Source organism: Allobosea massiliensis (genome assembly GCF_042655245.1).
GTDB lineage: Bacteria > Pseudomonadota > Alphaproteobacteria > Rhizobiales > Beijerinckiaceae > Allobosea > Allobosea massiliensis.
Map to the genome: position 1 here is coordinate 83,298 of NZ_JBHSLU010000008.1, position 25,970 is coordinate 109,267.

Below are 25,970 nucleotides of genomic sequence, written 5' to 3' on the forward strand. Positions count from 1 at the left end.
GAGTGCACGCTTCCGATGGAAGCGCGAATTCGCTTTCGCAGGCGCCGTGAATCCGGTTCAATCGCGACCGGCCGAATAGCCGTCGTCTCGGGTCCGTCTCCTGGAAGATGGGCCGGGCGTTGCCGTGACGAAGTCCCAAGTGCGAGTTCTGAGACCGTGAACGATTCGCCCCGCGTCGCCCCGAAGAGCCCCAGCGAGGCGCTGAAGCCGGTTGCGCCGCCGGCGCCGCCGCCCAAGGCGCGTCGTCGGCGGCGCAGCAGTCCGTTCGTGGCGATGATGAGCGGCCTGTTTACGGCGCTGCTCGTGCTGGGCGGACTGGTCGGGGCGGGCATCGCCGTCGTGTCGAGCCAGAGCCGTTCGCCCGGTCCCTTCGCCAGCGACCGCGTGCTCATCATCCCCAAGGATAGCGGTCTGGCCGAGATCGCGGATCTCCTGCAGCGCGAGGGCATGATCGAGCACCCCTGGGTGTTCCGCGTCTCGGCGCTGATCAGCGGCAACTGGACCAAGCTCAAGGCCGGCGAATACCTGTTCAAGGCGCGCGCCAGCCAAGCGGACATCCTCGACATCATCGCCGAGGGCAAGGTGGTCGAGCATTCGATCACCATCCCCGAGGGGCTGACCAGCGAGCAGATCGTCGCCCGCCTGCGCGAGAACGACCTGCTCAGCGGCGACATCATCCAGGTGCCGCGCGAAGGCTCCATCCTGCCCGACACCTACCGGATCCCGCGAGGCTTCGGGCGGCAGGCGATCATCGACCGCATGGCCCGCGATCAGCGTGCCGTTCTCCAGCGGATCTGGGAGCGCAAGCCCGCCGATCTGCCGATCAAGACGCCGCAGGAACTCGTCGTCCTCGCCTCGATCGTCGAGAAGGAAACCGGGCGCGCAGACGAGCGCCCGCGTGTCGCAGGCGTCTTCATCAACCGGCTGAACCGGCGCATGAAGCTGCAATCGGACCCGACCATCGTCTACGGCCTCGTGGGCGGGAAGGGGACGCTCGGCCGCTCGATCCTGCGCAGCGAGATCACCCAGCCGACGCCCTATAACACCTATGTCATCGACGGATTGCCGCCGGGGCCGATCGCCAATCCCGGTCGCGCCGCCATGGAGGCCGTGGTCAACCACTCCCGCACCAAGGAACTCTACTTCGTCGCCGATGGCAGCGGCGGTCATGCCTTCGCCGAGACGCTCGAGCAGCACAACCGCAATGTCGGGCGCTGGCGCCAGATCGAGGCGGCGCGCCGCGATCCCGGCAAGCCGCCGGCGGAAGCCTCCGTCGACAAGGTCGAACCGCCGCCATCGCCCGATACGCGCTCCGAGGCGCCGGCCACGCAGCCGAGCGAGGGGGAGGCGATCGAGACCTGGCCCGTGCCGGGCAACCGTCGTGCGGCGGCGGGGCAGCCGCAGCAGGGCACCGCGCTGGCCGGTGGCCGGGTGCGCGCCTTCGACGCGTCCGAGGGCACGCCGCGCGATCCGCTGCTGAACAAGACCTTCGATCTGAACTCGCCGAAGCAGATCCCCGCGCTGCGCCCCTGACGGCGCAGGCCGCCCGTCCGGTCCGTCCCCAGTTTCCTGACAGCCGCGCGACGGCGCGCTTGCCCCTTGCCCGGGCCGCCACTACGGTCCCGCCGCGTCAAAAAGGGCGGAGGCGGACGAAGTTGGCGATCGAGAGCATGACGGGCTTCGCCCGGGCGGCGGGGACGGTGGGCATCCATGCCTGGGCCTGGGAAATCCGCAGCGTCAATGGACGCGGCCTCGATATCCGTGTCCGTGTCCCGCCAGGGCTGGAAGTGCTGGCCGAGGCGGCGCGCAAGCGCCTGACCGGCGCCTTCGCGCGCGGCACCCTCCACGTCAACCTGCAGGTCACCAGCGATGCCGGCCCCCCACGTCCGCGCATCAACGAGGCGGCGCTGGCGGCGCTGCTCCAATCGGTCGAGCGGCTGCCAGTCTCCGCGACGGTGACACCGCCTTCCTATGACGGGCTGCTCGGCATCCGTGGCGTCGTCGAATTCGCCGAGGAGGGCGGGGATACGCTCACGGCCCTCGAAAAGCCGGTTCTCGCCGGGCTCGAAGAGGTCGCGGCCGGTCTCAAGGACGCTCGAGCCGCCGAGGGGCGGGCGCTCGAGGCCGTGCTGCGCGGCCATCTCGACGCCATCGAGCGTCTGACCAAGGACGCCGAGAGCCATCCCGCGCGCGGCGTCGACGCCATCCGCGAGCGCATCAAGACTCAGGTCGCGCTGCTGCTGGAGGCGAGCCAGGCGCTCGATCCGCAGCGCCTTCATCAGGAGGCGGCTCTGCTCGCCGTGAAGGCCGACATCCGCGAGGAGATCGACCGGCTCCACGCCCATGTCGCGGCGCTGCGCCTGCTGCTCGACCAGGGCGGGCCGATCGGCCGCAAGCTCGATTTCCTGTCGCAGGAGTTCGGCCGCGAGGCCTCGACGCTCTGCGCCAAGGCGGGCGATGCCGGTCTCTCGCGCATCGGCCTCGAACTCCGCACGGTCGTCGACCAGATGCGCGAGCAGGTTCAGAATGTGGAGTGAGTGGTGATGGCCGAAGTGGCGCGCCCGGCCCGTCGCGGGCTGATGCTGATCCTGTCCTCTCCTTCGGGTGCGGGCAAGTCGACCCTCACGCGCAATCTCAAGACCGAGAACAACCTCGATCTCTCGGTCTCGGTGACGACCCGCGCCAAGCGCCCCTCCGAGATCGACGGCGTGCATTACCGCTTCATCGACCGGCCGACCTTCGACCAGATGAAGCAGCACAACGACCTGCTCGAATGGGCCGAGGTGCACGGCAATGGCTACGGGACCCCCCGCAAGGAGGTCGAGGCCTCGCTGGCGGCCGGCCGGGACGTGCTCTTCGATATCGACTGGCAGGGCACGCAGCAGATCGTCGCGAAGGCGCGGGCGGACGTCGTGACGATCTTCATCCTGCCGCCTTCCATGGCCGAGCTGCGCTCGCGGCTGGTGCGCCGGGCCGAGGATGCGCCCGATGTCATCGCCAAGCGCCTCGGCAACGCCCGCGACGAGATCGCCCGCTGGAACAAATACGACTACGTGATCATCAATGACGATCTGCAGGCAGCCTATGAATCGGTGAAGGCGATCCTCACCGCCGAGCGCCTGAAGCGCGAGCGCGCCACCGGCCTCTCGGAGTTCGTCAACGGCCTTCTGTCGGAACAGCTGCCCTGAGCCTCGACGTCAGAGTCGTGGTGCCAGGGTTTGCGCCAGACGCACGAAGCCGCTGACCGGCACCTCTTCGGCCCGGGCCGTCGGCACGAGCCCGGCCTCCTCGATCCAGTCCCCAGGGTCGGGCAGCACCGCTTTCAGGCTCTGGCGCAGCATCTTGCGACGTTGGCCAAAGGCCGCGAGCGTGATCCGCTCAAGCAGCCGGCGGTCGCAGGGCTCTGGACTGGCCCGCGGCACCAGCTGCACGATGGCTGAGGTGATCTTGGGCGGTGGCACGAAGGCGCTCCGCGGCACATCGAACAGAATCTTCGTCTCGCAGCGCCAATTGCAGAGCACGGCCAGGCGGCCATAGTCGGCGCGCTGCTCCGGTGTGGCGACGATCCGTTCGGCGACCTCGCGCTGGAACATCAGCGTCAGCGAGGTCCACCAGGGCGGCCAGGCCTCGGAGCTGAGCCAGCCGACGAGCAGCGGCGTGCCGATGTTGTAGGGCAGGTTGGCGACGATCCGTGCCGGGCCGCCGCCGAGCCGCTCCGACAGATCGACGGCGAGCGCATCGCCATCCACCACTTCGAGCCGGCCTGGATAATGCGCGCCGATCTGCTCCAGCGCGGGCAGGCAGCGTCGGTCGCGTTCGATCGCGATGACGCGGCCCGCACCCGCCGCCAGCAGGGCCCGCGTCAGCCCGCCTGGGCCGGGGCCGATCTCGACGACGGTCTCACCCTCCAGCGGTCCGGCGGAGCGGGCGATCCGCGAGGTCAGATTGAGGTCGTAGAGGAAGTTCTGGCCGAGCGACTTCTGCGCCATCAGGCCATGGCGCTCGACGACCTCGCGCAGCGGCGGCAGGGTGTCGATCTGGCTCATCCGACGACCTGCTCCTGCGCGGCCATGCGCGCCGCCAGCCGCAGCGCCGCGATCAGGCTGTCGGGTCGGGCAATGCCTTTGCCGGCGATGTCGAAGGCCGTGCCGTGGTCGGGCGAGGTTCGGATGAAGGGCAGGCCGAGGGTGACGTTGACGCCCTCGTCGAAGGCGATGGTCTTGATCGGGATCAGCGCCTGATCGTGATACATCGCCAAGGCGCAGTCATAGCCGGCCCGCGCTCGGGCATGGAACATCGTGTCGGCCGGGTAGGGGCCGCTGGCGTCGATGCCCTCGGCGCGTAGGGCCTCGATCGCGGGCCGGACCACCGTATCGTCCTCGTTCCCGAGCGCGCCCGATTCCCCGGCATGGGGGTTGAGCCCGCTGAGGGCCAGGCGCGGTCGCTCGACGCCGAAGCTGCGCCGCAGGCCCGCAGCGACGATGCGTCCGGTGCGGACGATCAGCTCCGTCGTCAGCAGCTCCGGCACCCGCCGCAGCGGCACATGGATGGTGACCGGCACGACGGCCAGCTCCTCGCACCACAGCATCATCACCGGGAGCGGCGTCTCGCCGCCATCGCTGGCCAGATGCGCTAGGAACTCGGTGTGACCCGGATGGGCGAAGCCGGCCGCGTAGAGCACGGATTTGGCGATCGGGTTGGTGACGACGGCGCTCGCCCGTTTTTCCCGCACGGCCGCCACCGCGCCGGTGATCGCCGCGATCGTACCGGGAGCACTGGCCGGGTCGGGCCGTCCCGGTTCGACGGCCGGTCCGGGCGCGAGCGGGACCACCGGAAATGCCTCGACGAATACGGAGGAGACCTCCTCCCAGGCGCAGGCGGCCAGCGGCACGTCGAGGCCGAGGCGCCGGGCGAGCTTGGCGAGGTGGTCGATGTCGGCGAGGCAGACGAAAGCGGGCAGCGCCAGCTCGCTCCGGCGGAGCCAGGCGAGCAGCGCGAGCTCCGGCCCGATGCCAGCCGGATCACCTTGGGTGAGGGCGAGGGGCGCGGCAGGCGCGAGGGGCATGGGGCGTGTCTCCCGCCTGCTGCGCGGCGCTGGGACCCGAGTCGCTCAGCGGCTGGAGGTCACGCCGTCGCCGACCGTGGAGCCGTCGAGATTCTGCGAATAGCTGAGTTCGCCCAGCGTGCGCAGCTCGAGGCGGAACATCACGGTGCGCGTATCCTTGGTCGCGCCGCTCTGGCGGTCGGCATAGCTCTGCGAGTAGCTGACGTCGAAGACGGTGCACTCGTCGGTGTAGTTGATGCCGAACGAGGTCGAGGCCGTCTGAAGCAGCCGCGAATCGATATAGCGCGGCTGTGTGACTGTCGAGGGCGATGCCGCCCAGGTCGTGAACTGGGAGATCCGAACCTCGCGGTCGTATTTGTACTTGTCGAGGTCGAACAGGACGCCGGCGCGCAAGCGCCAGTTCGGGGTCACGAGCACCGAGCCGTGGAGCGAGAGGCCCTCGCGACGGCGGAAGATACCGAGATCAGGCTGAGGCTCGTAGCGGCCATAGCCCACCGAGGTGGTCACGACGCTGGTGGCGTAAGTCGCCGCCGCATCGATGCGCTGCGCCTCATAGGTGGTGGCATTCAGCCGCGCCGCGCCGGTGAAGAAAAGACCGGTCATCGGCGAGACCTGAGCCCGCGCGACGATATCGGAGGTATTGGTCTCCAGTCCCGAATTCAGCCCCGTATTGACAAGGTCGCCGGTCGCGAAAGAGTTGCGCCCCGCGAGGTGATACGACTGGCCGAGCAGCAGATTGGCGAAGGCGTCCTTGCCGAAGCGCCCGGTGTAGAGGGCACCGACATTGGCGCGCGTGCCGCCCTCGACGCGGTCGTAGCCGGAGAACTTGCCACTCCACTCGAACAGATTGTTGGCATCGAACACGAGGCTCTGGGCATCCTCGTTGGCGACGCGCAGGCTGCTGGTCTCGTTCGGCCGCGCCACGATCTGTGCCACGGGCTCGATAATGTGCGTGCCCCAGGACGTCTTGGCGACGAAGGGGTAGCGATACATCAGGCCGATTGCCGGCATGGCGCGCCCGAACACCTCGTCGGACGTGTCGACGATGGTGCGCACATTGGCGTTCGCATAGCTCGTCGTGTTCGGATTGACCGAGAAGATATCGGCCCTGACTGAGGCATAGGGGGTCCAGACCTGGCCGATGGAATCGATGACGTTGCGGCGCCAGGACAGTTCCGCGGTGGCGCGGGCGACATTGCCCGCCAGCCCGCGGACGAGACAGGTGTTCTTCTGATAGACGGCGCAGCCGTCATAGAGCGAATAGCCGACGCCGGTCGTCGTCGTGCCGCTGATCAGATAGTTCGTCTGCCGCGGCAGCTGCGAGAACGCCGCCGCCTCGCGCGTCAGATGCGTGACATTAGCGTTGAGCGTGATCTCGCCGCCGAGGAAGCTCGGCTTGTGGATGCGCTTGTTGTAGTCGATCACCGGCAGCACGACGGGCTGCTGCTTTTGCCAGTCGGTCGAGGTCAGCGGCTGGAAATAATAGCCGCGCATGTCAAACCAGCCCGTGGCGGTCTGGCCGTTGAGGTAGGCGGTCGAGATCGATTCCTGCAGATAGGTCGTCGAGCTGACGGCCTCGTTGAGGATGCGGTAGTTCTTGTAGAACCAGCGATCGGTCGACATCGCCGCGTTCCAGCCGAAGGTCCAGCGCGGGTTGATGAAGAACTTGCCGTTGGTCTGGATCGAGCCGCGGAACTCGTCGTCACCGGCGCCCAGCGGCGCGGCGAGGAACGCCTCCTTCTCCTGCTGGAAGATGCCGGAGGCCCGGATCGTGTAGGACCCGTTCATCAGGCGATGGCGCCACTCAACCTGGCCGAGCAGGCCCTGCCGGCTCAGATAGGTCGGTGTGACGGTCAGGTCGTAGTTCGGCGCCAAGTTGAGGAAATAGGGCAAGCCGACGCCGTAGCCGAGCGGCCCGGTGTTGAGGAACTTCGGCGACAGGAAGCCGGACTTCCGCTTCACCGTCGAGTCGGGGCCCGACATATACGGGATGTAGGCGAGCGGCACGCCGGCGAATTCGAGCCGGGCATCCTCGTAGTAAATCGTCTGCTCGGCCTTCTTATGGATGATCCGGGCCGAACGGACCTGCCAGAGCGGTGGCCGCTCGGGGTTGTCCTTACAGGGCTCGCAGGCGGTGTAGATGCCCTTCTCGAAGATGAAGGTCTCGCCGTCGGTGCGCTCGGCGCGCGGCGCCGTAAAGCGCGTCCGGTCGGGGTTCACCACCCGCAGCGAGTCGATGAAGCCGTCGCGGAAATCGTCGGTGAGGTTGAAACGCTCGCCGGTGATGACGGTCCCGTTGGCCTCGGTGATCCGGGCATTGCCAACGGCGATGACGCGCTTCGACGCCTGGTCGTAGGTCACCTTGTCGGCTTCGATCGTGCGGCCCTGATACAGGATCTGCACGTCGCCGACCGCCGAGACGGTCTTCTTGTCGTTGTCGTAGACGAGTTCGCGCGCGTCGACGACCATGCGGTCCTGCGGCTTGGCGGCCGCCGGAGCCTGGGCGAAAGCCGTCCCCGCCAGGGCGAAGACTGAGGCAAGGCTCGAAACCAGGGCGGTCGCCGCGGCAAATCGAGCCATGCGTTTCACGCCGGGAACCATACGCTCAATCCTAAATTAACCATAGGCACAGTACGATTCACCCGTCTTCCTGATGCAGGAGGGCGAGAGCGCCCAGCATCGCACCGATCGCTGCGGGCAGCCAGGCTGCGACCACAGGATTGACGATACCGGACGAGCCCAGCTCCTCCGACAGCTGCGTCGCAACATACAGCACGAAGCCGGCCGCGACGCCAGCTATCACCAGTTTGGTCACACCACCAAAGCGGAAAAATCTTAAGGAAACGGATGCTGCCACGAGCACCATCGCCACCAGCAGCAGCGGCCGCGCCAGCAGCGACTGGTAGCGCAGTTCGTACCGCGTCGTGTCGAGGCCAGCCCGCTGCGTGCGCTCGATCACGCTGGGCATCGCCCAGAAGCCGACGGCCTCGGGCGGTGTGAAACTCTGCCGCATCTGCTCGGGCTCCAGCGTGGTGGCGAGCAGATAGGTCTTGTAGCTCTGTGGCTCTTCCATGGCCGAGACGACACGGGCGTCGGTGAGCTCCCAGTAGCCCGGATGGAGCACGGCCTGACGTGCATCGACCCGCTCGCTGAAACCGCCGCCCGGCGAGAAGCTGAAGATCGCCACATTGGCGAGGCCGTTGCCCTCGGGAAGGGAGCCGGCGGCCCGGATGATCGCCTGGCCGTCGATGCTGCGTTGCCGCAGCCAGATCTCGGGCGAATTGCTGGTCGCGGCCCCGCGCACGAAGAGCCGAGTCTCGAGCGCCGTCGCCTTGCGCTTCAGCTCGGCCGCGACGGGGTTGTAGATCAGGATCGAAACCAGCCCGATTGCTCCTGCGACCACGGCCGCCGGCTGCAGAAACTGCCAGGCCGAGACGCCGACCGAGCGGGCGACGACGAGTTCGAGCTTCCGGCTCAGCGTCAGCAGCGCGAACATGCCACCGAAGAGCACGGCGAAGGGGAAGATCTGTTCGGCGACGCTCGGCACGCGGAACAGGGCGAGCTGCACGATCAGCGGCGTGGTCGCGGCCGGAGAATCGCCGGCGCGACGCATCAGTTCTACGAAATCGAGTGTGCCGATCAGGAAGAAGAAGGTCCCGAACACCCCCAGGATGGAGCGCGTGAACTGCTTCGTGAGATAGCGGCCGAAAGTGGTGACGAGCAGCATCAGGCGCGCCTGAAACGGGCCGTCAGCCCTGCTAGGGGCAGCATCAGCGGGGCCGTCGCCCGCGCCAGCAGCGGCCGGACCGTCTGGCCGTGCAGAATGACCGCAGATGCGAGCGCGATCGCCCCGATCGGCAGAATGTAGAGCATGGCAGCGGCCAGCGGCGAGCGCACACTGGCGGTCCAGGCCATATAGGCCCCGATGCGCGTCGCCGCGACGATCAGGATGGCCGACTGGATCGCGAAGGCGCGGCCCTGGCGCGTGGTTCTCGCTTCTCCGATACAGGCGAATGCGATCAGCATGAAGGCCAGCGGATAGAGCGGCGCCGACAGCCGGTTATGCAATTCGGCCCGGAAGCGGCCCGCTTGCAGCTTGTAATAGGGCTCGTTCGGATCCTGGTTCAGCAGCTGCCAGGTCGTACGCTCGCGCGGCTTGTAGATCGCCTTGTCGCCGTCGCCTTCGCCGGCCCCTCCGGTCGGATCGCCGGACAGTGCCGAGAGATTGAGCGCATAGCGCTCGAAGGAGATGATCGAACTCGTATCCGTCCGTTTCGTCTCGCGCTGGATCGTGCCCTTCTCCAGCATCAGGAAGCTGTTGCCATCGACCTCGACGGTGCGCCCGCGCTCGGCGATGTAGATCGAGGGCTGGTTCGGGTCGCGCCGGTCCTGCATGAAGATGCCGACCAGCGCGTCGCCTGAGCGTTCGCGGTAGTGGAACGTCACGCCAGAATCGAGCGCGACGAACTGGCCCTCCTTGACGACATTGGCGACGAAATCGGCGCGGATCAGCGTGATCAGGTCGCGAAGCATGCGAAAGCCGGCGGGCATGACCGACAGTGTCATCCACCCGACCAGCAGCGAGGTCGCGATGGTCAGCACAATGAACGGCCGCGTCAGGCGCTGCGGCGCGACGCCGGCCGCGTTCATCACGATGAGTTCAGAATCGCTGTTCAGCCGGTTCAGCGTGTAGAGCGTCGCCATGAACAGGGCGACGGGCGCGATACCGGCGATCAGCGCCGGGAGCGATAGCAGTGTGACCGTGAAGAAGATCAGAACGGTCTGACCCTTGCCGGTGATGAGATCGACCTCCCGCAGCGCCTGCGTGACCCAGATCACGCTGGTCAGGCCGATCAGCAGCACGATGGCCGCGATCGTCGCCATCTTCAGGATGTAGCGGTCGAGACGCTGCAGCAGCACGCTTGTCGTTCCGGTGGGGCGGCGCGGGACGAAAATCCGCGTCGGTGTTCGCGCCGAACAACCCTATGGTATAGGCGCAATCAAGGCGCAAACAGGAATCGTTTGCGGCAGCCGCGTTTCGCCCGTTCCACGCCCCATCGCAAGATCGTGAGTCTCCTCATGTCGCAACGCCTGAAGCTCGAGAGCAAAGCCCTCGGCGAGATCACGGGTCAGGATCTCGTCATCCTGCTGTCGGACACGCTCGCTGTGCCGGCTGAGGCTGACGAATGGATCGATGCCGAGACGAAGGCCCTGCTGGCGCGCGCCGCCAAGGCCGAGCGCTTCGAGGGCAAGGCCTATGGCGCTCTGAACCTTCTCGCGCCCGAAGGCGCGGGCTTCGAACGGCTGATCGCCGTCGGGGTCGGGCCCGAGGCCGATCGCGATACGCTCGACTTCGTGAAGCTCGGAGGCGCCATCGCCGGCCGGCTCGGCCGCGGTCGCAGCGCCGATGTGGTGCTCGCCTTGCCGGAGGGCGAAATCTCGTCCCGGCAGGCCGCCGACATCGCGCTCGGCCTGCGCCTGCGCGCCTATGCCTTCGATCGCTACAAGACGAAGACGCGCAAGCCCGAGGACGCCGAGCCGCTGGCGGTGACTCTTCGGCTGCCAGACCCCGCCGCCGCAAAAAAGGCGATGAAGGTGGCCGAGGCGCTGGCAGGCGGCGTCGAGATCGCGCGCGACCTCGTCAACGAGCCGCCCAACGTCCTTTATCCCGAAGAGTTCGCCGACCGGGCGTCGAAACTCGCCAAGCTCGGCGTCGAGATCGAGATTCTCGATGAGAAGCAGCTCAAGAAGATCGGCATGCGTGCGCTGCTCGGCGTCGGCCAGGGCTCGCGGCGCGAGAGCCGCGTGGCGATCATGCGGTGGAACGGCGCCAAGGAGAGCGTCCAGCCGGTCGCCTTCGTCGGCAAAGGCGTGACCTTCGACACCGGCGGCATTTCGCTGAAGCCCGGCGCCGGCATGGAGGACATGAAGGGCGATATGGCCGGCGCGGCCTGCGTCGTCGGTCTGATGCATGCGCTCGCCGCGCGCAAGGCCAAGGTCAACGCGATCGGCGTGATCGGCCTCGTCGAGAACATGCCGGACGGCAACGCGCAGCGGCCTGGCGACATCGTCACCTCGCTATCGGGCCAGACCATCGAGATCATCAATACCGATGCCGAAGGCCGCCTCGTGCTGGCGGACGTGCTCTGGTACACGCAGGAGCGCTTCAAGCCGCGCTTCATGATCAATCTCGCGACGCTGACAGGCGCGATTATGGTGGCGCTGGCGCAGGAGCATGCCGGCCTCTTCACCAACAGCGACGAACTGGCGGAGCGGCTTTCGGCCGCGGGCAAGGCGACCGGCGAGACGGTCTGGCGCATGCCGCTCGGCAAGGCCTACGACAAGATGATCGATTCGAAGTTCGCCGACATGAAGAACTCGGCCGGACGCCATGGCGGCTCGATCACGGCCGCCCAGTTCCTGCAGCGCCATGTCAATGACACGCCCTGGGCGCATCTCGACATCGCCGGCACCGGCATGGGCGCCAAGGACAGCGAGATCAACCGCTCCTGGGGGCCGGGCTGGGGCGTGCGCCTGCTCGACAGGCTGGTGGCGGAGCATTACGAGGGCTGATTCGATTTGGCAGCCTCGCCGCTCAACCCATTGTCGCGCAAAGGCTCCTGATGGCCGAGATCCTGTTCTTCCATCTCCAGTCGCGGCCGCTCGAACAGGTGCTGCCGACGGTGCTGGAGCGCGCTCTGGCGCGGGGGCAGAAGGTCGTCGTCCAGCTCTCCAGCCAGGAGCGGCTGGGCGTCGTCGACGATCATCTCTGGACCTATGCCGATGACAGCTTCCTGCCACATGTCACGGCGATGGAAGCCGATGCCGCCGCCAATCCGGTCGTGCTGACAACGCTCGACCACAATCCCAACGCGGCTCAGGTCCGCATCTGCGCCGAAGGGGTCCGCATTCCCGACGCAATGGGCGATTATGAGCGTATCGTTCTGGTATTCGATGGTGACGATCACGACGCGCTGACCGCGGCGCGCGAGGATTGGAGAAAGGCCAAGGCTTCGGGCCATGCCGCCAGCTACTGGCAGCAGGACGAGACCGGCCGCTGGGAGAAGAAAGCGTGAGACTGTCCGTATTGCTGCTCTGTGCCGCCACGCTCGGCGGCTGCTCCGTCGACATGGGCGGCTTCGCCTTCACCTCGGAGACCCGCGAGGGCCGCTCCGGCCCGGTAACCACCACCACGACCAGCAGCATCACGGCCCGCGCCTCGACGCAGGAGGCGATGCTGACGCCCGAGGGCGAGTGTAGCGCCGGCGTCTCGCTCGACCCCTCGACCCGCCCGCTGCCGCCCGCGATCGCCGAGGGCATCACCGAATGCGAGCTGGTGAAGATCAAGGGCACCAAGCCGACCGACGTGCTGATCGGCGACAGCGGCAAGGGCCAGCGTGAGGTCCAGGTGCTCTATTCCGAGCCCGGCGGCCGCGAGATCTACCTCTTCACCGACAACCGCCTCAGCCGGATCGTCAGGCCGGGGCAGGGGTGAGACGGGGCGAAGGCCGGAACGTCTCCTGAGCCTGCCCGCCGATTCGTCGTCCCTCGAACAGCCAGGAGCCGGTCATGGCCGAGCGTTTCGAACGTCATCGCCAGCCCTGGACGGGCGAGGAACTCGACAAGCTGAAGACGCTCGCCAAAAAGGGCATGGCGCTGAAGGCGATCTCGAAAGCGCTGACCCGCAGCGAGGAATCGATCAAGGACCGCGCCAAGCTCGACGGAATCGGGATCGCGAAGTTGCGATAGGAGCGCCTGGCGCGCACTCGAGCTTCAGGACGAGCGCCGAACGCGAAGCGCATCGGTCAAAGCCGTCGGTTGCAGCCGCAACGTCGCGAGGCCTATCACCTCCGCAAACCGGCATTCGCTGCGTCGCCTCCGACCAGAAGGTGGCTGATGGTCGCTGGCACGGGAAAGCCATAGCCATCGCCGGGGTCCAGCCACCGCAATCGGCCTGATCGGTGGTAGTCGCTCGTGTAGATGTCGGTGCCGATCGCCTGCATCGCCAGCAACAGTGCCTGCGTGGCGTCGACTCCGTAACCGGCCCCCGTATAGGGCCCGTCCGGCCAATCGATCCGATAGAGGCAGGACCAATCGCGGTCACCTTGTACGGGGAGATCGATAGAGATCGGGATCTCGATATTGCCCCGGGCCGACGAATAATGAAGGATCCTCTCGAGGATTTTCATATGGCCACTCAATAGTTGAACGGCGGAATCGGCTGGCGAGCCAGACAAGACGCGTAGCGCTGATAGGCCTGCTCATAGCACGATCGGAGCCCCACCATCCGGCATTGGAAGATGTCTCGATCGAGCTGAGCTTCACAAACGGCACGCAAGCCACGGTTTGTCGCGGCAATGAGCGATTGCAGCGGGTTGCCGTCTGATCCAGGGCCAACAGAAGGTTCTCCCGACGTCCATTGTCCCGCATCGGGACCTCCTGCTGGAACGCGCGGCTGGTCCGGGTTGAAGCCGTCTTTGGCGATGAGTCCGCAGAGACGATCGAATGCCGCCATCATGCGGTCGCCCGCAAGTCGTGAGGCCAGTCCGAGATCGCGCCCACAACCGATCAGCCGACGATTCGAGGCCGCTCTTATTTTCTGCATGGTCTGACTCCGAAAGGAACCCGACCTCGGAATACATCAGCTTGCACCACGCGGGGATAAATCGGCGACTGGCTACGCGCTCTCCAACTCCGCGCTCAGCTCCAGCCACTCTTCCTCCGCGGCCTCCAACGCCGCGGCGAGGTCGGCGCGCTGGCGTGACAGCGTCAGCGCCTTTTCCGGATCGCGGGCGAAGGCCGCGCCATTGCCGAGCACGCCGTCGACCTTCTCGATCAGCCCGGTGAGCTTGGCGATCTTGGCCTCTGTCAGGTTGAGCTTCTGGCGCAGCGGCCCCTGCGCCATGCGCTTCGTCGCCGCCCCCTTGCGTTCCTCGGTCTTGGGCTTGGCGCCCGACGCCTCGGCCGCCTTTTTGCGCCGAGCCGCCTTGCCGGCACCGAGCACCAGCGCACGGTAATCCTCCATGTCGCCGTCGAAATTCTTCACCGTCCCGTCGCCGACGATCCAGAGCCGGTCGGCGCAGGATTCGATCAGGAATCGGTCGTGGCTGACCAGGATCACCGCGCCGGGATAGTCGTTGATGGCGTTGACCAGCGCCGTGCGGCTGTCGATGTCGAGATGGTTGGTGGGCTCGTCGAGGATCAGCAGATGCGGCCCCGCGAAGGCCGCCAGCCCCAGCATCAGCCGCGCCTTCTCGCCACCCGAGAGGTTCTTCACCGGCGTGTCGGCCTTGGAGGCGGGAAAGCCGATCTGCGCCGCCTTGGAGCGGACCTTCGCCTCCGGCGCGTCCGGCATCAGCTCGCGCAGATGCCCGACCGGCGTGTCCTCCATGCGCAGTTCGTCGAGCTGGTGCTGGGCGAAATAGGCCGTCTCCAGCTTGGCCGACTTGCGCATCGTCCCCGACAGCGGTGCGAGCCGCCCGCCGATCAGCTTGCAGAAGGTCGATTTGCCATTGCCGTTCGAGCCGAGCAAGGCGATCCGGTCGTCCGGCAGCAGCGTCAGGTTCAGCTTCGAGAGCACCTTGCGCTCGCCATAGCCGGCGCTGGCGTCGTCGAGCACGATCATCGGCGGCGCCAGCGGCCGCTCGGGACCGGGCAGGCTGAAGGGCTGGACGTCGCGGTCGACGATCGTCGCGATCGTCTCCATCTTCTCCAGCCGCTTGACGCGGGATTGCGCCTGGCGCGCCTTGGTCGCCTTCGCCTTGAAGCGGTCGACGAAGGCCTGGAGATGCTTGCGCTCGGCGTCCTGCTTCTCCTTCGCCTTGGCGAGCTGCATCTGCTTTTCGGCGCGCTGCTTGGCGAAGGAGGTATAGCCACCGCGATAGATCGTCAGCTTGCCCTGGTCGAGATGCAGGATGTGGTCGACGCAGGTGTCGAGCAGCTCGCGGTCATGGCTGACGACCAGCACGGTGTGCGGATAGCGCTCGAGATAGTCGTAGAGCCAGAGCGTGCCCTCGAGGTCGAGATAGTTGGTCGGCTCGTCGAGCAGCAGCAGGTCGGGCTGCGAGAACAGCACGGCGGCGAGCGCCACCCGCATCCGCCACCCGCCGGAGAAGTCGGAGCAGGGGCGCTGCTGCGCCGCTTCGTCGAAGCCGAGGCCATAGAGCACGGTCGCGGCCCGCGCCGGGGCCGAATGCGCGTCGATATCAGCCAGGCGCGTGCCGATCTCGGCGATGCGGTGCGGATCGGTGGCGGTCTCGGATTCGGCTAGCAGGGCGGCTCGCTCCGTATCGGCGGCGAGCACCACCTCGATCAGCGACTCCGGCCCGCCCGGCGCCTCCTGCGCGACCCCGCCGATGCGGCGGCCCTTGGGCAGGCTGATGCTGCCGCCCTCGGGCGAGAGATCGCCCGTGATCATCCGGAAGAGGGTGGTCTTGCCGGTGCCGTTGCGACCGACGAGCCCGACACGCGATCGGTCCGGCAGCGAGGCGCTGGCGTGGTCGAGCAGCAGTCGCTCGCCGAGACGATAGGTGATGTCGTTGATCGTGAGCATGCCCGGCTTGTGGCGCGAAGGTCAGGCGAAGGCAATCACGAAAACGTTGGGGCTGCGGCAGCCACGGTTCCGCCATCTTCCCGCCACGAGCCCGCAGGGTGATGGAGTCACGAAAGGTAAAGCGAAGTCTGTCGATTCGCGGAGGAGGTTTCATGCATTTCGACCTGAGTGCTTCCGGCCGCCGCCGCCGCTCCGTTGCTGCCACGATGCTGGTGCTGATCTCGGCCGCGGTAGGCAGCGCGATGGCGCTGCTCGTTATCGTTCCGCATTCGTGAGCGGGGCCTTTCAGTCATCCTTAACCTGAATCGGTCGTTAATCGCCGCCATCCATTCCGTTGCGGAATTGGGGGGGCGAATACCTTGGCGAGTCTCCGAGTCAGACTTCCTGCGGCCATGCTGCTGCTGGCGTGCCTGGCCGTGCTCGCGGTGGGCCTGTCCGGCTATAGGGCCGTCTCTCTCTGGGCTCAGGAAGCGGTCAACGAGAGACTTGGCGTCCTGGCCGATGGGCGGGCCAAGGCGCTCGAACGGCGCTGGGATCGGCTGCTGGCGGAGCTGGCAGTACAGGCGCACAGCGCCCATCAGGTGTCCAGTCTGGACGAGATCCGCGGCTGGATGGAACTCTCCGAGCATCGCGCGCTGATCCTGAATTATTTCCAGCAGGGCGGGGCCCTCAATGCCGACGAACGGATGCTCCGCGCCGGGCGCGGCCAAAGCCATGGCTACCTCAAGCGCCACCTCGAGTTCCACGACATCTATCTCGCGGCGCTGCGACAGTTCGACTATGCCGACATCTTCCTCGTCGCCCCCAATGGACGTGTCGTCTACAGCGTGACCAAAGGGGCAGAGTTCGGCCGCCAGGTCACGGAGAATGATCTGGCCGGCACCGGTCTCGGGCGGGCCGTGTCGGAGGCGGCGGAGGCGCGCGACCGTCCGGTCTCGGTGGATTTCGCCCCTTACGATATCGCCGGCGGGGCGCCGCGCGCTTTCGTGGCACAGCGCTTCCACAACCCGGCTTCGGGTCAGCCCGTGGGTACCGTCGTTGTCGCCATCGGCGCCAGTTTCGTCGATGCCGCTTTGGCGACCGTGGCTGGAAGCTACCTCGACATCCAGACTTATGTGGTGGGCTCGGACGGCTTCCTGCGCTCGGACCAGGCGACGCGGCTCTCGGGTCCGCGGTCCACGCGAAAGCCTCGATCGCAGCCGTCTGACCGGCACCGGCCTGCTGCATCTGACCAGTCGAGACGGCGAGCCGCTGGTGGCGGTCGGCCGTGAGGTTCGTATCGGAGACAACACCTGGCTGCTCTGGCTCGCCAAGCCGCATAGCAAGGCCTTTGCCGTGATGAGGAAGTTGGATCGGGCGATCCTCGTCAGTGCGTTGACCGTGATCGGGCCACTGCTCATCCTTGCCCTGCTGATGGGGCTCTCGGTCACCCGGCCTATCGCCGGCCTCGCCGAGGCCCTGGCGGGCATTGCCGCGGGGCGGACCGATCTCGCCATTCCGGGGTCCCGCCGGCGCGACGAGATCGGCGCCATCGCGGCTTCGGTGGCGAAGATCCGCGAGAACCTGCTCCGCGACGAACGCGAGCGGCTGCGCGAACGGGAGGAGCGGGAGCACGAGGCCTCGGCCCAGCGTTCGACCCTGCTCGCCGATCTCGCCAGCGATCTGGAGCGGTCCGTGCTCGGCGTCACCGCGGCCGTCTCGGCGGCGGCCGAGCAGCTGAGCGTCACCGCCCAGGAACTGTCAGGCGGCGCGAACCGGACGCAGGAGAACGCCATCACCGTCCATGGCGCGGCATCGCGCGCTGTCGACAGCATCCGCTCGATCGAGGGCGCCGCCCAGCAACTGCGCCAGGCGATCGACCGGCTCGACGCAGACGTGCAGTCCTCGGACCGGTCGGCCCGCACGGCCAAGGATCACGCCGATGCGATGGGCAGCGTCGTTGCGGGGCTGGCTGCTGGCGCCGCCCGCGTCTCCGACGTCATCGGCCTCATCTCGGATATCGCGGACCAGACTAACCTGCTCGCGCTCAACGCGACGATCGAGGCCGCCCGCGCGGGCGAGGCGGGGCGCGGCTTCGCCGTCGTCGCCAATGAGGTGAAGGGGCTGTCGGGCCAGACCGCCCGCGCGATCGACGACATCTCGCGCCAGATCAGCACGATGAACGAGGCCACCACCGCGACCGTGGAGGCCATCGGTGGCATTCGGGACATGATCGGCGGCCTGAGCGAGGTCGTGCGGCGTACCGCCGAAACCATGCGCCACCAGCATGGTGTCACCCATGCCATCGCCGAAGATGTCGGCCTCGCGACCAACGAGTTCTCCCGCATCGGCGAGGCGACGAGCCTGGTTTCGGCCGCCTCGCAGCAGACCTCGGAGGCCGCCGCGGCGGTGTCGCGCGCCTCGGTCGAGCTGACCGATCTCGCCCATCAGCTCAAATCCCGTGTCGCCGGTTTCATCGTGCAGGTCAGGGCGGCCTGAGGCGTTCCGCCGGGTCGGCGCTTGTCGCCACGCGAGGCAGCGACTAACCCTTGAACATGACCAGCTCCGCGCCTCGCACCGCCTTCTACACCGGCTCCTTCGACCCCGTGACCAATGGCCATGCCGATGTCATCGCCGGGGCCGCCCGGCTCTGCGACCGGCTCGTCCTCGCCATCGGCGTGCATCCCGGCAAGACGCCGCTGCTTCCGGCCGAACAGCGGGCCGCGCTGCTGCGCGAGATCGCGACACCGCTGCTGGCGGCCTCCGGCGCGACCCTCGACGTGGTCACCTTCGACGATCTGGCGGTCGATGCGGCGCGGCGGGCGGGCGCTACGATCGTCGTTCGCGGTCTGCGCGACGGCACCGATCTCGACTACGAGATGCAGATGGCGGGGATGAATGCTGTCATGGCGCCCGAGATCCAGACGGTGTTCCTGCCTGCCTCGGGAGCGGTGCGCCATATCACGGCCACGCTGGTGCGGCAGATCGCTGCGATGGGCGGCGATGTTTCGCCCTTTGTCCCGGCGGCGGTGCTGCCGGTGCTGGCGGAACGCTTCGCGCGGCGCTGAGCCTCGAAGCGGGCCGCTCCGGCCGGGCGAATTTGGTTTGCATTTTGTGCAAAGCGATGGTGTCTGGGCGAAGTGACTCGGCGGGCCCGCGCGCCCGCCATCCCCCCGATCGAGTGCCCCCGATGCGTCTCTCCCGCTACTTCCTGCCGATCCTGCGCGACACGCCCAAGGAGGCCGAGATCGTCTCGCACCGGCTGATGCTGCGCGCCGGCATGATCCGCCAGCAATCGGCCGGTATCTACTCCTGGCTGCCGCTGGGCCTGCGCGTCCTGAACAAGATCAGCGCCGTGGTGCGCGAGGAGCAGAACCGCTCCGGCGCCGTCGAGGTCCTGATGCCGACGATCCAGTCGGCCGATCTCTGGCGCGAAAGCGGCCGCTACGACGCCTATGGCAAGGAGATGCTGCGCATCAAGGACCGCCATGAGCGGGACATGCTCTACGGCCCGACCAATGAGGAGATGGTCACCGAGATCGTGCGCGCTTACGTCAAGTCCTACAAGGACTTGCCGCTCAATCTCTACCACATCCAGTGGAAGTTCCGCGACGAGGTCCGCCCCCGCTTCGGCGTGATGCGCGGCCGCGAGTTCCTGATGAAGGACGCCTATTCCTTCGATCTCGACAAGGATTCGGCGCGCCACGCCTATAACCGCATGTTCACGGCCTATCTGCGCACCTTCGCGCGGCTGGGCCTGAAGGCGATCCCGATGCGCGCCGACACCGGGCCGATCGGCGGCGATCTCAGCCACGAATTCATCGTGCTCGCCTCCACCGGCGAGAGCGAGGTTTTCTGCCACAAGGACTATCTCGACTTCGAGACGCCGCCCGCCGACACCGATTTCGACAGCGTCGAGGGGCTGAAGGGCATCGTCGACAAGTGGACGAGCCTTTACGCCGCGACCGAGGAGATGCACGACAAGGCGGCCTTCGACGCGCTTCCGGCGGAGAAGCAGGTCTCGGCCCGCGGCATCGAGGTCGGCCACATCTTCTATTTCGGCACGAAGTACTCCGAGCCGATGGGCGCGAGCGTCACCGGGCCGGACGGCCAGCAGGTGCTGCTGCATGGCGGCTCCTACGGCATCGGCCCGAGCCGTCTCGTCGCCGCGCTGATCGAGGCCGGCCATGACGAGGCCGGCATTGTCTGGCCCGAGGAGATCGCCCCCTTCGACGTCGAGGTGATCAATCTGAAGGTCGGGGACGCCGCCACGGACGCCGCCAGCGAGCAGCTTTACAAGCACCTGTTGGCGAAGGGCTATGACGCACTCTACGACGACACGCAGGAGCGGCCGGGCGGCAAGTTCGCGACGGCCGATCTGATCGGCGTGCCCTGGCAGATCATCGTCGGCCCCAAGGGGCTGGCCGAGGGCAAGGTCGAGATCAAGCGCCGCGCCGGGGGCGAGCGCGAGATGGTCTCGCTGGAGGCTGCGCTCGACCGGTTCAAGGGCAAGGCGGCGTGAGCGTCGCCACAGAAACCGACCGTCAGGGCGAGGCACCGAGCGGCACACGACCCTTCGCCGGCTTCGAATGGCTCCTCGCCGGGCGCTATCTGCGCACGCGGCGGCGTGAGGGCTTCGTCTCCGTCATCGCCGGTTTTTCCTTCCTTGGGATCCTGCTCGGCGTCGCGACGCTGATCATCGTGATGTCGGTGATGAACGGCTTCCGGAAAGAACTGCTCGAGAAGATCGTCGGCGTGAACGGCCACATCTTCGCGACCCCGATCGACCGCCCGCTCGACGATTACGACGTCGTGTCGCAGCGGCTGCGCTCGATTCCCGGCATCAAGATGGCGATCCCGCTGGTGGAGGGGCAGGCGCTCGCCTCGTCACAGACGGGCAATGGCGGCGTGCTCGTTCGCGGCATCCGCGAGGCCGACATCAAGGCCATTCCCTTCATCGGGGGCAATGTCCGACGCGGTACGCTCGACGGCTTCGACACCGCCGGCGGCGTTGCCGTCGGCAAGCGGCTGGCGGATTCGCTCGGGCTGCAGGTCGGCGATTCCATAAACATCATCTCCCCGAAGGGGGCTTCGACGCCCTTCGGCACCGCGCCGCGCATCAAGGCCTATCCGATCCAGGCGGTCTTCGAGATCGGCATGACCGAGTTCGACGCCTCCTTCGTTTTCATGCCGCTCGGCGAGGCGCAGGCCTATTTCAACCGCGACGGCGATGTGAACGTCATAGAGATCTTCGTCGACAATCCCGACCGCACCCAGGTGGTGCGCGACGCCATCGAGGCGGATGCGCCGCGCCCGCTCGTCCTCTCCGACTGGCGCCAGCGCAACCGCAGCTTCTTCAACGCGCTCGAGGTCGAGCGGAACGTGATGTTCATCATCCTCACGCTGATCGTGCTGGTCGCGGCGCTGAACATCGTTTCCGGCCTGATCATGCTGGTGAAGGACAAGACCGCCGACATCGCCATCATGCGCACCATGGGCGCCACGAGCGGCACGGTGATGCGCGTCTTCCTGATCACGGGGGCGGCGATCGGCGTCATCGGTACGATAGCGGGCCTCGCCCTCGGGATCGTCTTTGCCAAGAACATCAAGTCGATCATGGCCGCGCTGAACTGGGTCACCGGCGCCAATCTCTGGGACCCGACGGTGCGCTTCCTGAGCGACATTCCCTCCGTCATCGACTGGGGCGAGGTCACCAGCGTCGTCGTGATGGCGCTCGTGCTGTCGCTGCTGGCGACCCTCTATCCGGCCTGGAAGGCGGCGCGGCTCGACCCTGTCCAGGCGCTCAGGATGGGCTGAAGGCGCATGTCCGACACCCCGCTCCTTGAAACGCCGGCGCTCTTCCTCTCCCAGGTCGAGCGCTACTACCCTCAGGCCGATGCCCCGCTCGAAATCCTCCGCAAGGCGGATTTCGCGCTCTGGCCGGGCGAACTGGTCGCGCTGGTCGCACCCAGCGGCACCGGCAAGTCCACCCTGCTGCACGTCGCCGGGCTGCTCGAACGGCCCGATGGCGGCGAGGTCTTCATCGGCGGCCTGCCGACCACGAAGCTCGACGACAAGGGCCGCACGAGGTTGCGCCGCACCGAGATCGGCTTCGTCTATCAGGCTCATCATCTGCTGCCGGAATTCACGGCACTGGAGAACGTCGTGCTGCCGCAGCGCATCCGCGGTCTCGACAAGGCGCTGGCCGAGGAGAGGGCGGCCGAACTGCTGACCTTCATGGGTCTCGGCGAACGGCTCGACCATCTGCCGGGCGAGCTTTCCGGCGGCGAGCAGCAGCGGGTCGCGATCGGCCGCGCCGTCGCCAACACGCCGCGCCTGCTGCTGGCTGACGAGCCGACCGGCAATCTCGATCCGCACACCTCGCTCCATGTCTTCCAGACGCTGGTCGCGCTGGCCCGCGCCTCGGGACTGGCGGCGCTGATCGCGACCCACAATCTCGAGCTCGCCCATCGCATGGACCGGCAGGTCACGATCCGCGACGGGCATGTTGTGCCGCTCTGACGGCACGGCTCCTCTGTCGGCTCAATTCATCTTCCGTTAACCGTTTGAGGCATGTCAGTTCTGCTGATGACGCATGGATATTGACGAGAACAAATAAGGAACTAAAACGGACATATCGTAAACATGAGGGCTGGACCATGATCGTCGCGCGGAAAGTCGTAGCCGGTATCGCCGAGATCGCCTCGCTCGGGCTGTTCCTCGGCATGGTCTGGGTCTGGGCGGCGCTGTTCTGCGCCCCCGGCATCTGACGATCCACAGCGGCGACCATCGGCGCCATGGCGCCGCTCCGGACGGGGCCGCATAAAGGCGCAGAGGGCGGCCCGCGAGTCGCCCGCGGCAACCCTGCAGGCGGATGATGGCACGCGAACCCGACGACAGCCGCGTTCTCTCCGAGGTCGGCTTCGTCCATCTCCATGTCCATTCGAGCTATTCGCTGCTCGAAGGCGCCCTGATGGTCGGGACGCTGGCCAAGATGGCGGCGGCGGACGGCCAGCCGGCCCTGGCGCTGACCGACACCAACAACCTGTTCGGCGCGCTCGAATTCGCCGAGAAGATGACCGGCGTTGGCGTCCAGCCGATCGCCGGCGTCCAGCTCTCGCTTGATTGCGGCGACGAGACCGAAGCCGGCCGGGGCAGGGCGCTGCCACAGGTCCCGCCCCACATCGTCCTGCTGGCGATGAATGAGGCCGGCTACGGCAATCTGATGAAGCTGGTGACCCAGGCCGCGCTCGCCAGCGGCGGCAGCGGCCAGCCGGTCTCCAATGTCGACGCGCTCGCCGCCCATCACGAGGGGCTGATCGCCCTGACCGGCGGACGCGGCGGACCGATCGACCTCGCGCTGCGCAACAACCAGCTGCCGCAGGCCCGGACCCGGCTCGCGACGCTGGCGCGGATCTTCGGCGACCGGCTCTATGTCGAAATCCAGCGCCATGGCGGCGACGGCGATGCGGCGGTCGAGGCGCATCTGCTGAACCTCGCCTATGAGGCGGATCTGCCGATCGTCGCCACCAACGAACCCTTCTTCGCCAAGCCCGCCGATTATGACGCCCATGACGCGCTGCTGGCGGTGGCCGCGGGCCGGCTGGTCTCCGATGGCGAACGCCGCCGCGTCACGCCGGAGCACTATTTCACCAGCCGTGCCGAGATGAAGCGCCGTTTCGCCGATCTGCCGGAGGCGCTCGCCGCCACCGTCGAGATCGCGATGCGCTGCACCTGGCGCGTCGGCCTGCGCAAGCCGATCCTGCCGCGCTTTGGCGAGGAGGGGCGCGACGAAGCGGAGGAGCTGGAACTCCAGGCCAAGGCGGGTCTGGCCGCCCGGCTCGCCAAGCACGGTCCGGCCGAGGGCTACAGCGTCGAGGATTACGAGAAGCGGCTCGATTTCGAGCTGTCGATCATCACCCGGATGAAGTTCCCGGGCTACTTCCTGATCGTCTCGGACTTCATCAAATGGGCCAAGGATCACGACATTCCCGTCGGACCCGGCCGCGGCTCCGGCGCGGGTTCGCTCGTCGCCTATGCGCTGACGATCACCGACGTCGATCCGCTGCGCTTCGGCCTGCTGTTCGAGCGCTTCCTCAACCCCGACCGCGTCTCGATGCCGGATTTCGACATCGACTTCTGCCAGAACCGGCGCGAAGAGGTCATCGACTACGTCAAGCATCGCTATGGCGAAGAGCGCGTCGCCCAGATCATCACCTTCGGCACGCTGCTCGCCCGCGGTGTGCTGCGCGATGTCGGCCGCGTGCTGGAAATGCCCTATGGCCAGGTCGATCGGCTGACCAAGCTCGTCCCGCAGAACCCGGCCAAGCCGATCTCGCTGAAGGACGCCATCGAGGGCGAGCCCAAGCTGCAGCAGGCCGCGCAGGAGGAGCCGATCGTCGCCCGCCTGCTCGAGATCGGCCAGAAGCTCGAGGGGCTGCACCGCCACGCCTCGACCCACGCCGCCGGCGTCGTCATCGGCGACCGCCCGCTCGAACAGCTCGTCGCGCTCTCGGTCGATCCGCGCACGGGCATGCGCGTCACCCAGTTCAACATGAAATGGGTCGAGCAGGCTGGGCTGGTGAAGTTCGACTTCCTCGGCCTCAAGACGCTGACGACCCTGACGACCGCCGTGAAGCTCATTGCCCAGCGAGGTATCGAGATCGACCTCGCGAGCCTGCCCTTTAACGATCCGCCGACCTACGCCATGCTGGCGCGCGGCGAGACGGTCGGCGTGTTCCAGGTGGAATCGGCGGGCATGCGCAAGGCCCTCGTCGAGATGAAGGCGGACCGCATCGAGGACCTGATCGCGCTGGTCGCGCTCTACCGGCCGGGCCCGATGGACAACATCCCGACCTATTGCCGCCGCAAGCTCGGTCTGGAGGAGCCGACCTATCTCCATCCCGGCATGGCGCCCTATCTCTCCGAGACGCATGGCATCATCGTCTATCAGGAGCAGGTGATGCAGGTGGCTCAGGCGCTCTCGGGGTATTCGCTCGGCGAAGCCGACCTGCTGCGCCGCGCCATGGGCAAGAAGATCAAGGCGGAGATGGACGCCCAGCGCGACCGCTTCGTGAAGGGCGCGATCGCCAACGGGATCAGCAAGGATACGGCATCCGAAATCTTCGATCTGCTGGCGAAATTCGCCGACTACGGCTTCAACAAGAGCCATGCGGCGGCCTATGCGGTCGTCGCCTTCCAGACCGCCTATCTCAAGGCCAACTACCCGGTCGAGTTCCTCGCCGCGTCCATGACGCTCGACATGGGCAACACCGACAAGCTCTCGGAGTTCCGCCGCGATGCCGAGCGGCTGGGCATCAAGGTGCTGCCGCCGGCGATCAACCGCTCCGGCGTCGAGTTCGACGTGCATGAGGGCGCGATCCACTACGCACTGGGCGCCATCAAGGGCGTCGGCCGGGCCGCGGTGGAATCGGTCGTCGCCGCGCGCGCCGAAGGCGGTCCCTTCCGCGACCTTGCCGATTTCGCCCGCCGCATCGACACCAAGCTCGTCAACCGCCGCACCATCGAGGCCCTGATCGCGGCCGGCGCGCTCGACGCGCTCGAGCCCGAGCGAGCCCGTGCCATGGCGGCGATCGACGGCATGCTGGCGCTTTCCAACCGCACCCGCGAGGCCGCGCTCGGCGGCCAGTCAGAGCTCTTCGGCGGGGGCACGGTCCAGGAGGCCTTCCGGATTCCGCCGGTCGAGCCCTGGGCGCCGGCCGAGCGGCTGAAGCGCGAGCATGATGCGGTCGGCTTCTTCCTCTCCGGCCACCCGCTGGACGACTATGAGCATGTCTTGAAGCGGCTGCGCGTCCAGCGTTTCGCGGATTTCGCCCAGACCGTGCGCGCCAACGGCACGGGCGTCGCCAAGGTTGCGGTCTCCGTGATCGACCGCTCAGAGCGGCGCACGAAGTCCGGCTCCAAGATGGGCATCGTCAACCTGTCTGATCCGAGCGGCCAGTTCGAGGCGATCCTGTTCTCGGAAGCGTTGCAGCGCTACCGCGACCTGCTGGAGCCGGGCCGGGCGCTGGTCCTGCGCCTCTCGGCCGTGCTGGACGGCGAGGATGTCCGCCCGCGCATCGAGGATGTCGAGGTGCTCGACGAACTCGCCGCCCGGCAGAAGCAGGACCTGCTGGTCTATCTGCGCGACGACAAGGCGCTCGCCTCGATCGCCGAACGCGTCCGCCCGCGCAGCGACGGCATCAAGGCCGACGGCAAGATCGCCCTGGTGATGATCCTCAACGACGGCGCCCAGGAGGTCGAGATCGAGCTGCCCGGCCGCTACCCGGTCAACCAGCAGATCGCCAACGCGGTGAGGGCGGCGCCGGGCGTGGTCAGCGTCGAACTGCGGTGAAAGGGCGAGGGCGGCGCCGG

At 67.2% G+C, this 25,970-nt stretch carries 23 protein-coding genes; 15 read left to right on the forward strand and 8 right to left on the reverse strand.

Annotated features, from left to right (window positions below; translation table 11 throughout):
- The first annotated feature begins 156 nt into the window (after positions 1 to 156).
- The 3 genes from mltG (at position 157) to gmk (ending at position 3,188) form a co-directional block, all read left to right on the forward strand.
- On the forward strand, positions 157 to 1,533 hold the full coding sequence (mltG, locus tag ACFPN9_RS05665; protein ID WP_245282483.1) for an endolytic transglycosylase MltG: 1,377 nt from the start codon (positions 157 to 159) through the stop codon (positions 1,531 to 1,533).
- A 122-nt stretch (positions 1,534 to 1,655) separates the two neighbouring features.
- Positions 1,656 to 2,537: a YicC/YloC family endoribonuclease gene (locus tag ACFPN9_RS05670; protein ID WP_066724877.1), complete on the forward strand. Its 882-nt coding sequence runs from the start codon at positions 1,656 to 1,658 to the stop codon at positions 2,535 to 2,537.
- Positions 2,538 to 2,543: 6 nt separating this feature from the next.
- Positions 2,544 to 3,188: a guanylate kinase gene (gene gmk, locus ACFPN9_RS05675; RefSeq protein ID WP_066724880.1), complete on the forward strand. Its 645-nt coding sequence runs from the start codon at positions 2,544 to 2,546 to the stop codon at positions 3,186 to 3,188.
- Positions 3,189 to 3,197: 9 nt separating this feature from the next.
- Here gmk and rsmA read toward each other — a convergent pair whose 3' ends face one another.
- Genes rsmA through lptF form a run of 5 tightly spaced genes read right to left on the reverse strand, consistent with a single transcriptional unit; the run spans position 3,198 to position 9,979 of the window.
- Positions 3,198 to 4,046: a 16S rRNA (adenine(1518)-N(6)/adenine(1519)-N(6))-dimethyltransferase RsmA gene (rsmA, locus tag ACFPN9_RS05680; RefSeq protein WP_066724882.1), complete on the reverse strand. Its 849-nt coding sequence runs from the start codon at positions 4,044 to 4,046 to the stop codon at positions 3,198 to 3,200.
- A complete protein-coding gene (pdxA, locus tag ACFPN9_RS05685; RefSeq protein ID WP_066724885.1) occupies positions 4,043 to 5,065 on the reverse strand; it encodes a 4-hydroxythreonine-4-phosphate dehydrogenase PdxA in 1,023 nt (340 codons plus the stop codon). The genes rsmA and pdxA overlap by 4 nt, the downstream gene beginning before the upstream one ends.
- A gap of 45 nt (positions 5,066 to 5,110) precedes the next feature.
- Positions 5,111 to 7,645, reverse strand: a complete 2,535-nt coding sequence (locus ACFPN9_RS05690; RefSeq protein ID WP_377815866.1) for an LPS-assembly protein LptD — start codon at positions 7,643 to 7,645, stop codon at positions 5,111 to 5,113.
- A gap of 58 nt (positions 7,646 to 7,703) precedes the next feature.
- Entirely contained in the window at positions 7,704 to 8,792 is a 1,089-nt protein-coding gene (gene lptG / locus ACFPN9_RS05695; protein ID WP_066724891.1) for an LPS export ABC transporter permease LptG, read from the reverse strand.
- Positions 8,792 to 9,979: an LPS export ABC transporter permease LptF gene (gene lptF / locus ACFPN9_RS05700; protein ID WP_066725007.1), complete on the reverse strand. Its 1,188-nt coding sequence runs from the start codon at positions 9,977 to 9,979 to the stop codon at positions 8,792 to 8,794. The genes lptG and lptF overlap by 1 nt, the downstream gene beginning before the upstream one ends.
- A 165-nt stretch (positions 9,980 to 10,144) precedes the next feature.
- Between lptF and ACFPN9_RS05705 the strand changes: the two genes are divergently transcribed.
- From ACFPN9_RS05705 to ACFPN9_RS05720, 4 genes are all read left to right on the forward strand, one after another.
- Positions 10,145 to 11,638: a leucyl aminopeptidase gene (locus ACFPN9_RS05705; protein ID WP_066725010.1), complete on the forward strand. Its 1,494-nt coding sequence runs from the start codon at positions 10,145 to 10,147 to the stop codon at positions 11,636 to 11,638.
- Between the two features lie 50 nt (positions 11,639 to 11,688).
- The gene (locus ACFPN9_RS05710; RefSeq protein ID WP_066724893.1) at positions 11,689 to 12,141 is read left to right on the forward strand and encodes a DNA polymerase III subunit chi; all 453 of its coding nucleotides are present in this window, start codon (positions 11,689 to 11,691) and stop codon (positions 12,139 to 12,141) included.
- Positions 12,138 to 12,560: a hypothetical protein gene (locus tag ACFPN9_RS05715; RefSeq protein WP_245282485.1), complete on the forward strand. Its 423-nt coding sequence runs from the start codon at positions 12,138 to 12,140 to the stop codon at positions 12,558 to 12,560. The genes ACFPN9_RS05710 and ACFPN9_RS05715 overlap by 4 nt, the downstream gene beginning before the upstream one ends.
- A gap of 74 nt (positions 12,561 to 12,634) precedes the next feature.
- On the forward strand, positions 12,635 to 12,814 hold the full coding sequence (locus tag ACFPN9_RS05720) for a hypothetical protein (RefSeq protein ID WP_066724901.1): 180 nt from the start codon (positions 12,635 to 12,637) through the stop codon (positions 12,812 to 12,814).
- A 95-nt stretch (positions 12,815 to 12,909) separates the two neighbouring features.
- On the opposite strand, the gene ACFPN9_RS05725 is transcribed toward ACFPN9_RS05720, so the two are convergent.
- The 3 genes from ACFPN9_RS05725 to ACFPN9_RS05735 form a co-directional block, all read right to left on the reverse strand.
- On the reverse strand, positions 12,910 to 13,254 hold the full coding sequence (locus ACFPN9_RS05725; RefSeq protein WP_066724903.1) for a DUF6968 family protein: 345 nt from the start codon (positions 13,252 to 13,254) through the stop codon (positions 12,910 to 12,912).
- Positions 13,255 to 13,262: 8 nt separating this feature from the next.
- On the reverse strand, positions 13,263 to 13,670 hold the full coding sequence (locus ACFPN9_RS05730) for a hypothetical protein (RefSeq protein WP_156446656.1): 408 nt from the start codon (positions 13,668 to 13,670) through the stop codon (positions 13,263 to 13,265).
- A gap of 72 nt (positions 13,671 to 13,742) precedes the next feature.
- The gene (locus tag ACFPN9_RS05735) at positions 13,743 to 15,617 is read right to left on the reverse strand and encodes an ABC-F family ATP-binding cassette domain-containing protein (protein ID WP_377815872.1); all 1,875 of its coding nucleotides are present in this window, start codon (positions 15,615 to 15,617) and stop codon (positions 13,743 to 13,745) included.
- Between the two features lie 152 nt (positions 15,618 to 15,769).
- Here ACFPN9_RS05735 and ACFPN9_RS05740 point away from each other — a divergent pair, with 152 nt between their 5' ends.
- From ACFPN9_RS05740 to dnaE, 8 genes are all read left to right on the forward strand, one after another.
- Positions 15,770 to 15,892: a hypothetical protein gene (locus tag ACFPN9_RS05740; protein ID WP_280939919.1), complete on the forward strand. Its 123-nt coding sequence runs from the start codon at positions 15,770 to 15,772 to the stop codon at positions 15,890 to 15,892.
- 117 nt (positions 15,893 to 16,009) lie between these two features.
- On the forward strand, positions 16,010 to 16,888 hold the full coding sequence (locus ACFPN9_RS05745) for a hypothetical protein (protein WP_377815874.1): 879 nt from the start codon (positions 16,010 to 16,012) through the stop codon (positions 16,886 to 16,888).
- A complete protein-coding gene (locus ACFPN9_RS05750; protein ID WP_377815876.1) occupies positions 16,872 to 18,095 on the forward strand; it encodes a methyl-accepting chemotaxis protein in 1,224 nt (407 codons plus the stop codon). The genes ACFPN9_RS05745 and ACFPN9_RS05750 overlap by 17 nt, the downstream gene beginning before the upstream one ends.
- A 56-nt stretch (positions 18,096 to 18,151) precedes the next feature.
- Positions 18,152 to 18,664, forward strand: a complete 513-nt coding sequence (coaD, locus tag ACFPN9_RS05755) for a pantetheine-phosphate adenylyltransferase (RefSeq protein ID WP_066725012.1) — start codon at positions 18,152 to 18,154, stop codon at positions 18,662 to 18,664.
- Positions 18,665 to 18,786: 122 nt separating this feature from the next.
- Positions 18,787 to 20,118 (forward strand): proline--tRNA ligase, encoded by a 1,332-nt coding sequence (gene proS, locus ACFPN9_RS05760; protein WP_066724908.1) that lies wholly within the window; start codon positions 18,787 to 18,789, stop codon positions 20,116 to 20,118.
- Positions 20,115 to 21,413: a lipoprotein-releasing ABC transporter permease subunit gene (locus ACFPN9_RS05765; protein ID WP_066724911.1), complete on the forward strand. Its 1,299-nt coding sequence runs from the start codon at positions 20,115 to 20,117 to the stop codon at positions 21,411 to 21,413. The genes proS and ACFPN9_RS05765 overlap by 4 nt, the downstream gene beginning before the upstream one ends.
- A gap of 6 nt (positions 21,414 to 21,419) precedes the next feature.
- A complete protein-coding gene (locus ACFPN9_RS05770; RefSeq protein WP_066724914.1) occupies positions 21,420 to 22,118 on the forward strand; it encodes an ABC transporter ATP-binding protein in 699 nt (232 codons plus the stop codon).
- A gap of 355 nt (positions 22,119 to 22,473) precedes the next feature.
- Positions 22,474 to 25,950 carry a DNA polymerase III subunit alpha gene (gene dnaE, locus ACFPN9_RS05775; protein WP_066725015.1) on the forward strand — a complete coding sequence of 1,159 codons (3,477 nt, stop codon included), beginning with the start codon at positions 22,474 to 22,476 and terminating at the stop codon, positions 25,948 to 25,950.
- The last annotated feature ends 20 nt before the right edge of the window (positions 25,951 to 25,970 follow it).

Bases quoted from the DNA above. Each gene is read 5' to 3' on its own strand.
- gmk (WP_066724880.1), top strand. From the start codon at position 2,544: ATGGCCGAAGTGGCGCGCCCGGCCCGTCGCGGGCTGATGCTGATCCTG.
- rsmA (WP_066724882.1), bottom strand. From the start codon at position 4,046: ATGAGCCAGATCGACACCCTGCCGCCGCTGCGCGAGGTCGTCGAGCGC.
- pdxA (WP_066724885.1), bottom strand. From the start codon at position 5,065: ATGCCCCTCGCGCCTGCCGCGCCCCTCGCCCTCACCCAAGGTGATCCG.
- ACFPN9_RS05690 (WP_377815866.1), bottom strand. From the start codon at position 7,645: ATGGCTCGATTTGCCGCGGCGACCGCCCTGGTTTCGAGCCTTGCCTCA.
- lptG (WP_066724891.1), bottom strand. From the start codon at position 8,792: ATGCTGCTCGTCACCACTTTCGGCCGCTATCTCACGAAGCAGTTCACG.
- ACFPN9_RS05705 (WP_066725010.1), top strand. From the start codon at position 10,145: ATGTCGCAACGCCTGAAGCTCGAGAGCAAAGCCCTCGGCGAGATCACG.
- ACFPN9_RS05710 (WP_066724893.1), top strand. From the start codon at position 11,689: ATGGCCGAGATCCTGTTCTTCCATCTCCAGTCGCGGCCGCTCGAACAG.
- ACFPN9_RS05720 (WP_066724901.1), top strand. From the start codon at position 12,635: ATGGCCGAGCGTTTCGAACGTCATCGCCAGCCCTGGACGGGCGAGGAA.
- ACFPN9_RS05725 (WP_066724903.1), bottom strand. From the start codon at position 13,254: ATGAAAATCCTCGAGAGGATCCTTCATTATTCGTCGGCCCGGGGCAAT.
- ACFPN9_RS05730 (WP_156446656.1), bottom strand. From the start codon at position 13,670: ATGCAGAAAATAAGAGCGGCCTCGAATCGTCGGCTGATCGGTTGTGGG.
- ACFPN9_RS05735 (WP_377815872.1), bottom strand. From the start codon at position 15,617: ATGCTCACGATCAACGACATCACCTATCGTCTCGGCGAGCGACTGCTG.
- ACFPN9_RS05740 (WP_280939919.1), top strand. From the start codon at position 15,770: ATGCATTTCGACCTGAGTGCTTCCGGCCGCCGCCGCCGCTCCGTTGCT.
- ACFPN9_RS05745 (WP_377815874.1), top strand. From the start codon at position 16,010: ATGCTGCTGCTGGCGTGCCTGGCCGTGCTCGCGGTGGGCCTGTCCGGC.
- coaD (WP_066725012.1), top strand. From the start codon at position 18,152: ATGACCAGCTCCGCGCCTCGCACCGCCTTCTACACCGGCTCCTTCGAC.
- proS (WP_066724908.1), top strand. From the start codon at position 18,787: ATGCGTCTCTCCCGCTACTTCCTGCCGATCCTGCGCGACACGCCCAAG.
- ACFPN9_RS05770 (WP_066724914.1), top strand. From the start codon at position 21,420: ATGTCCGACACCCCGCTCCTTGAAACGCCGGCGCTCTTCCTCTCCCAG.
- dnaE (WP_066725015.1), top strand. From the start codon at position 22,474: ATGGCACGCGAACCCGACGACAGCCGCGTTCTCTCCGAGGTCGGCTTC.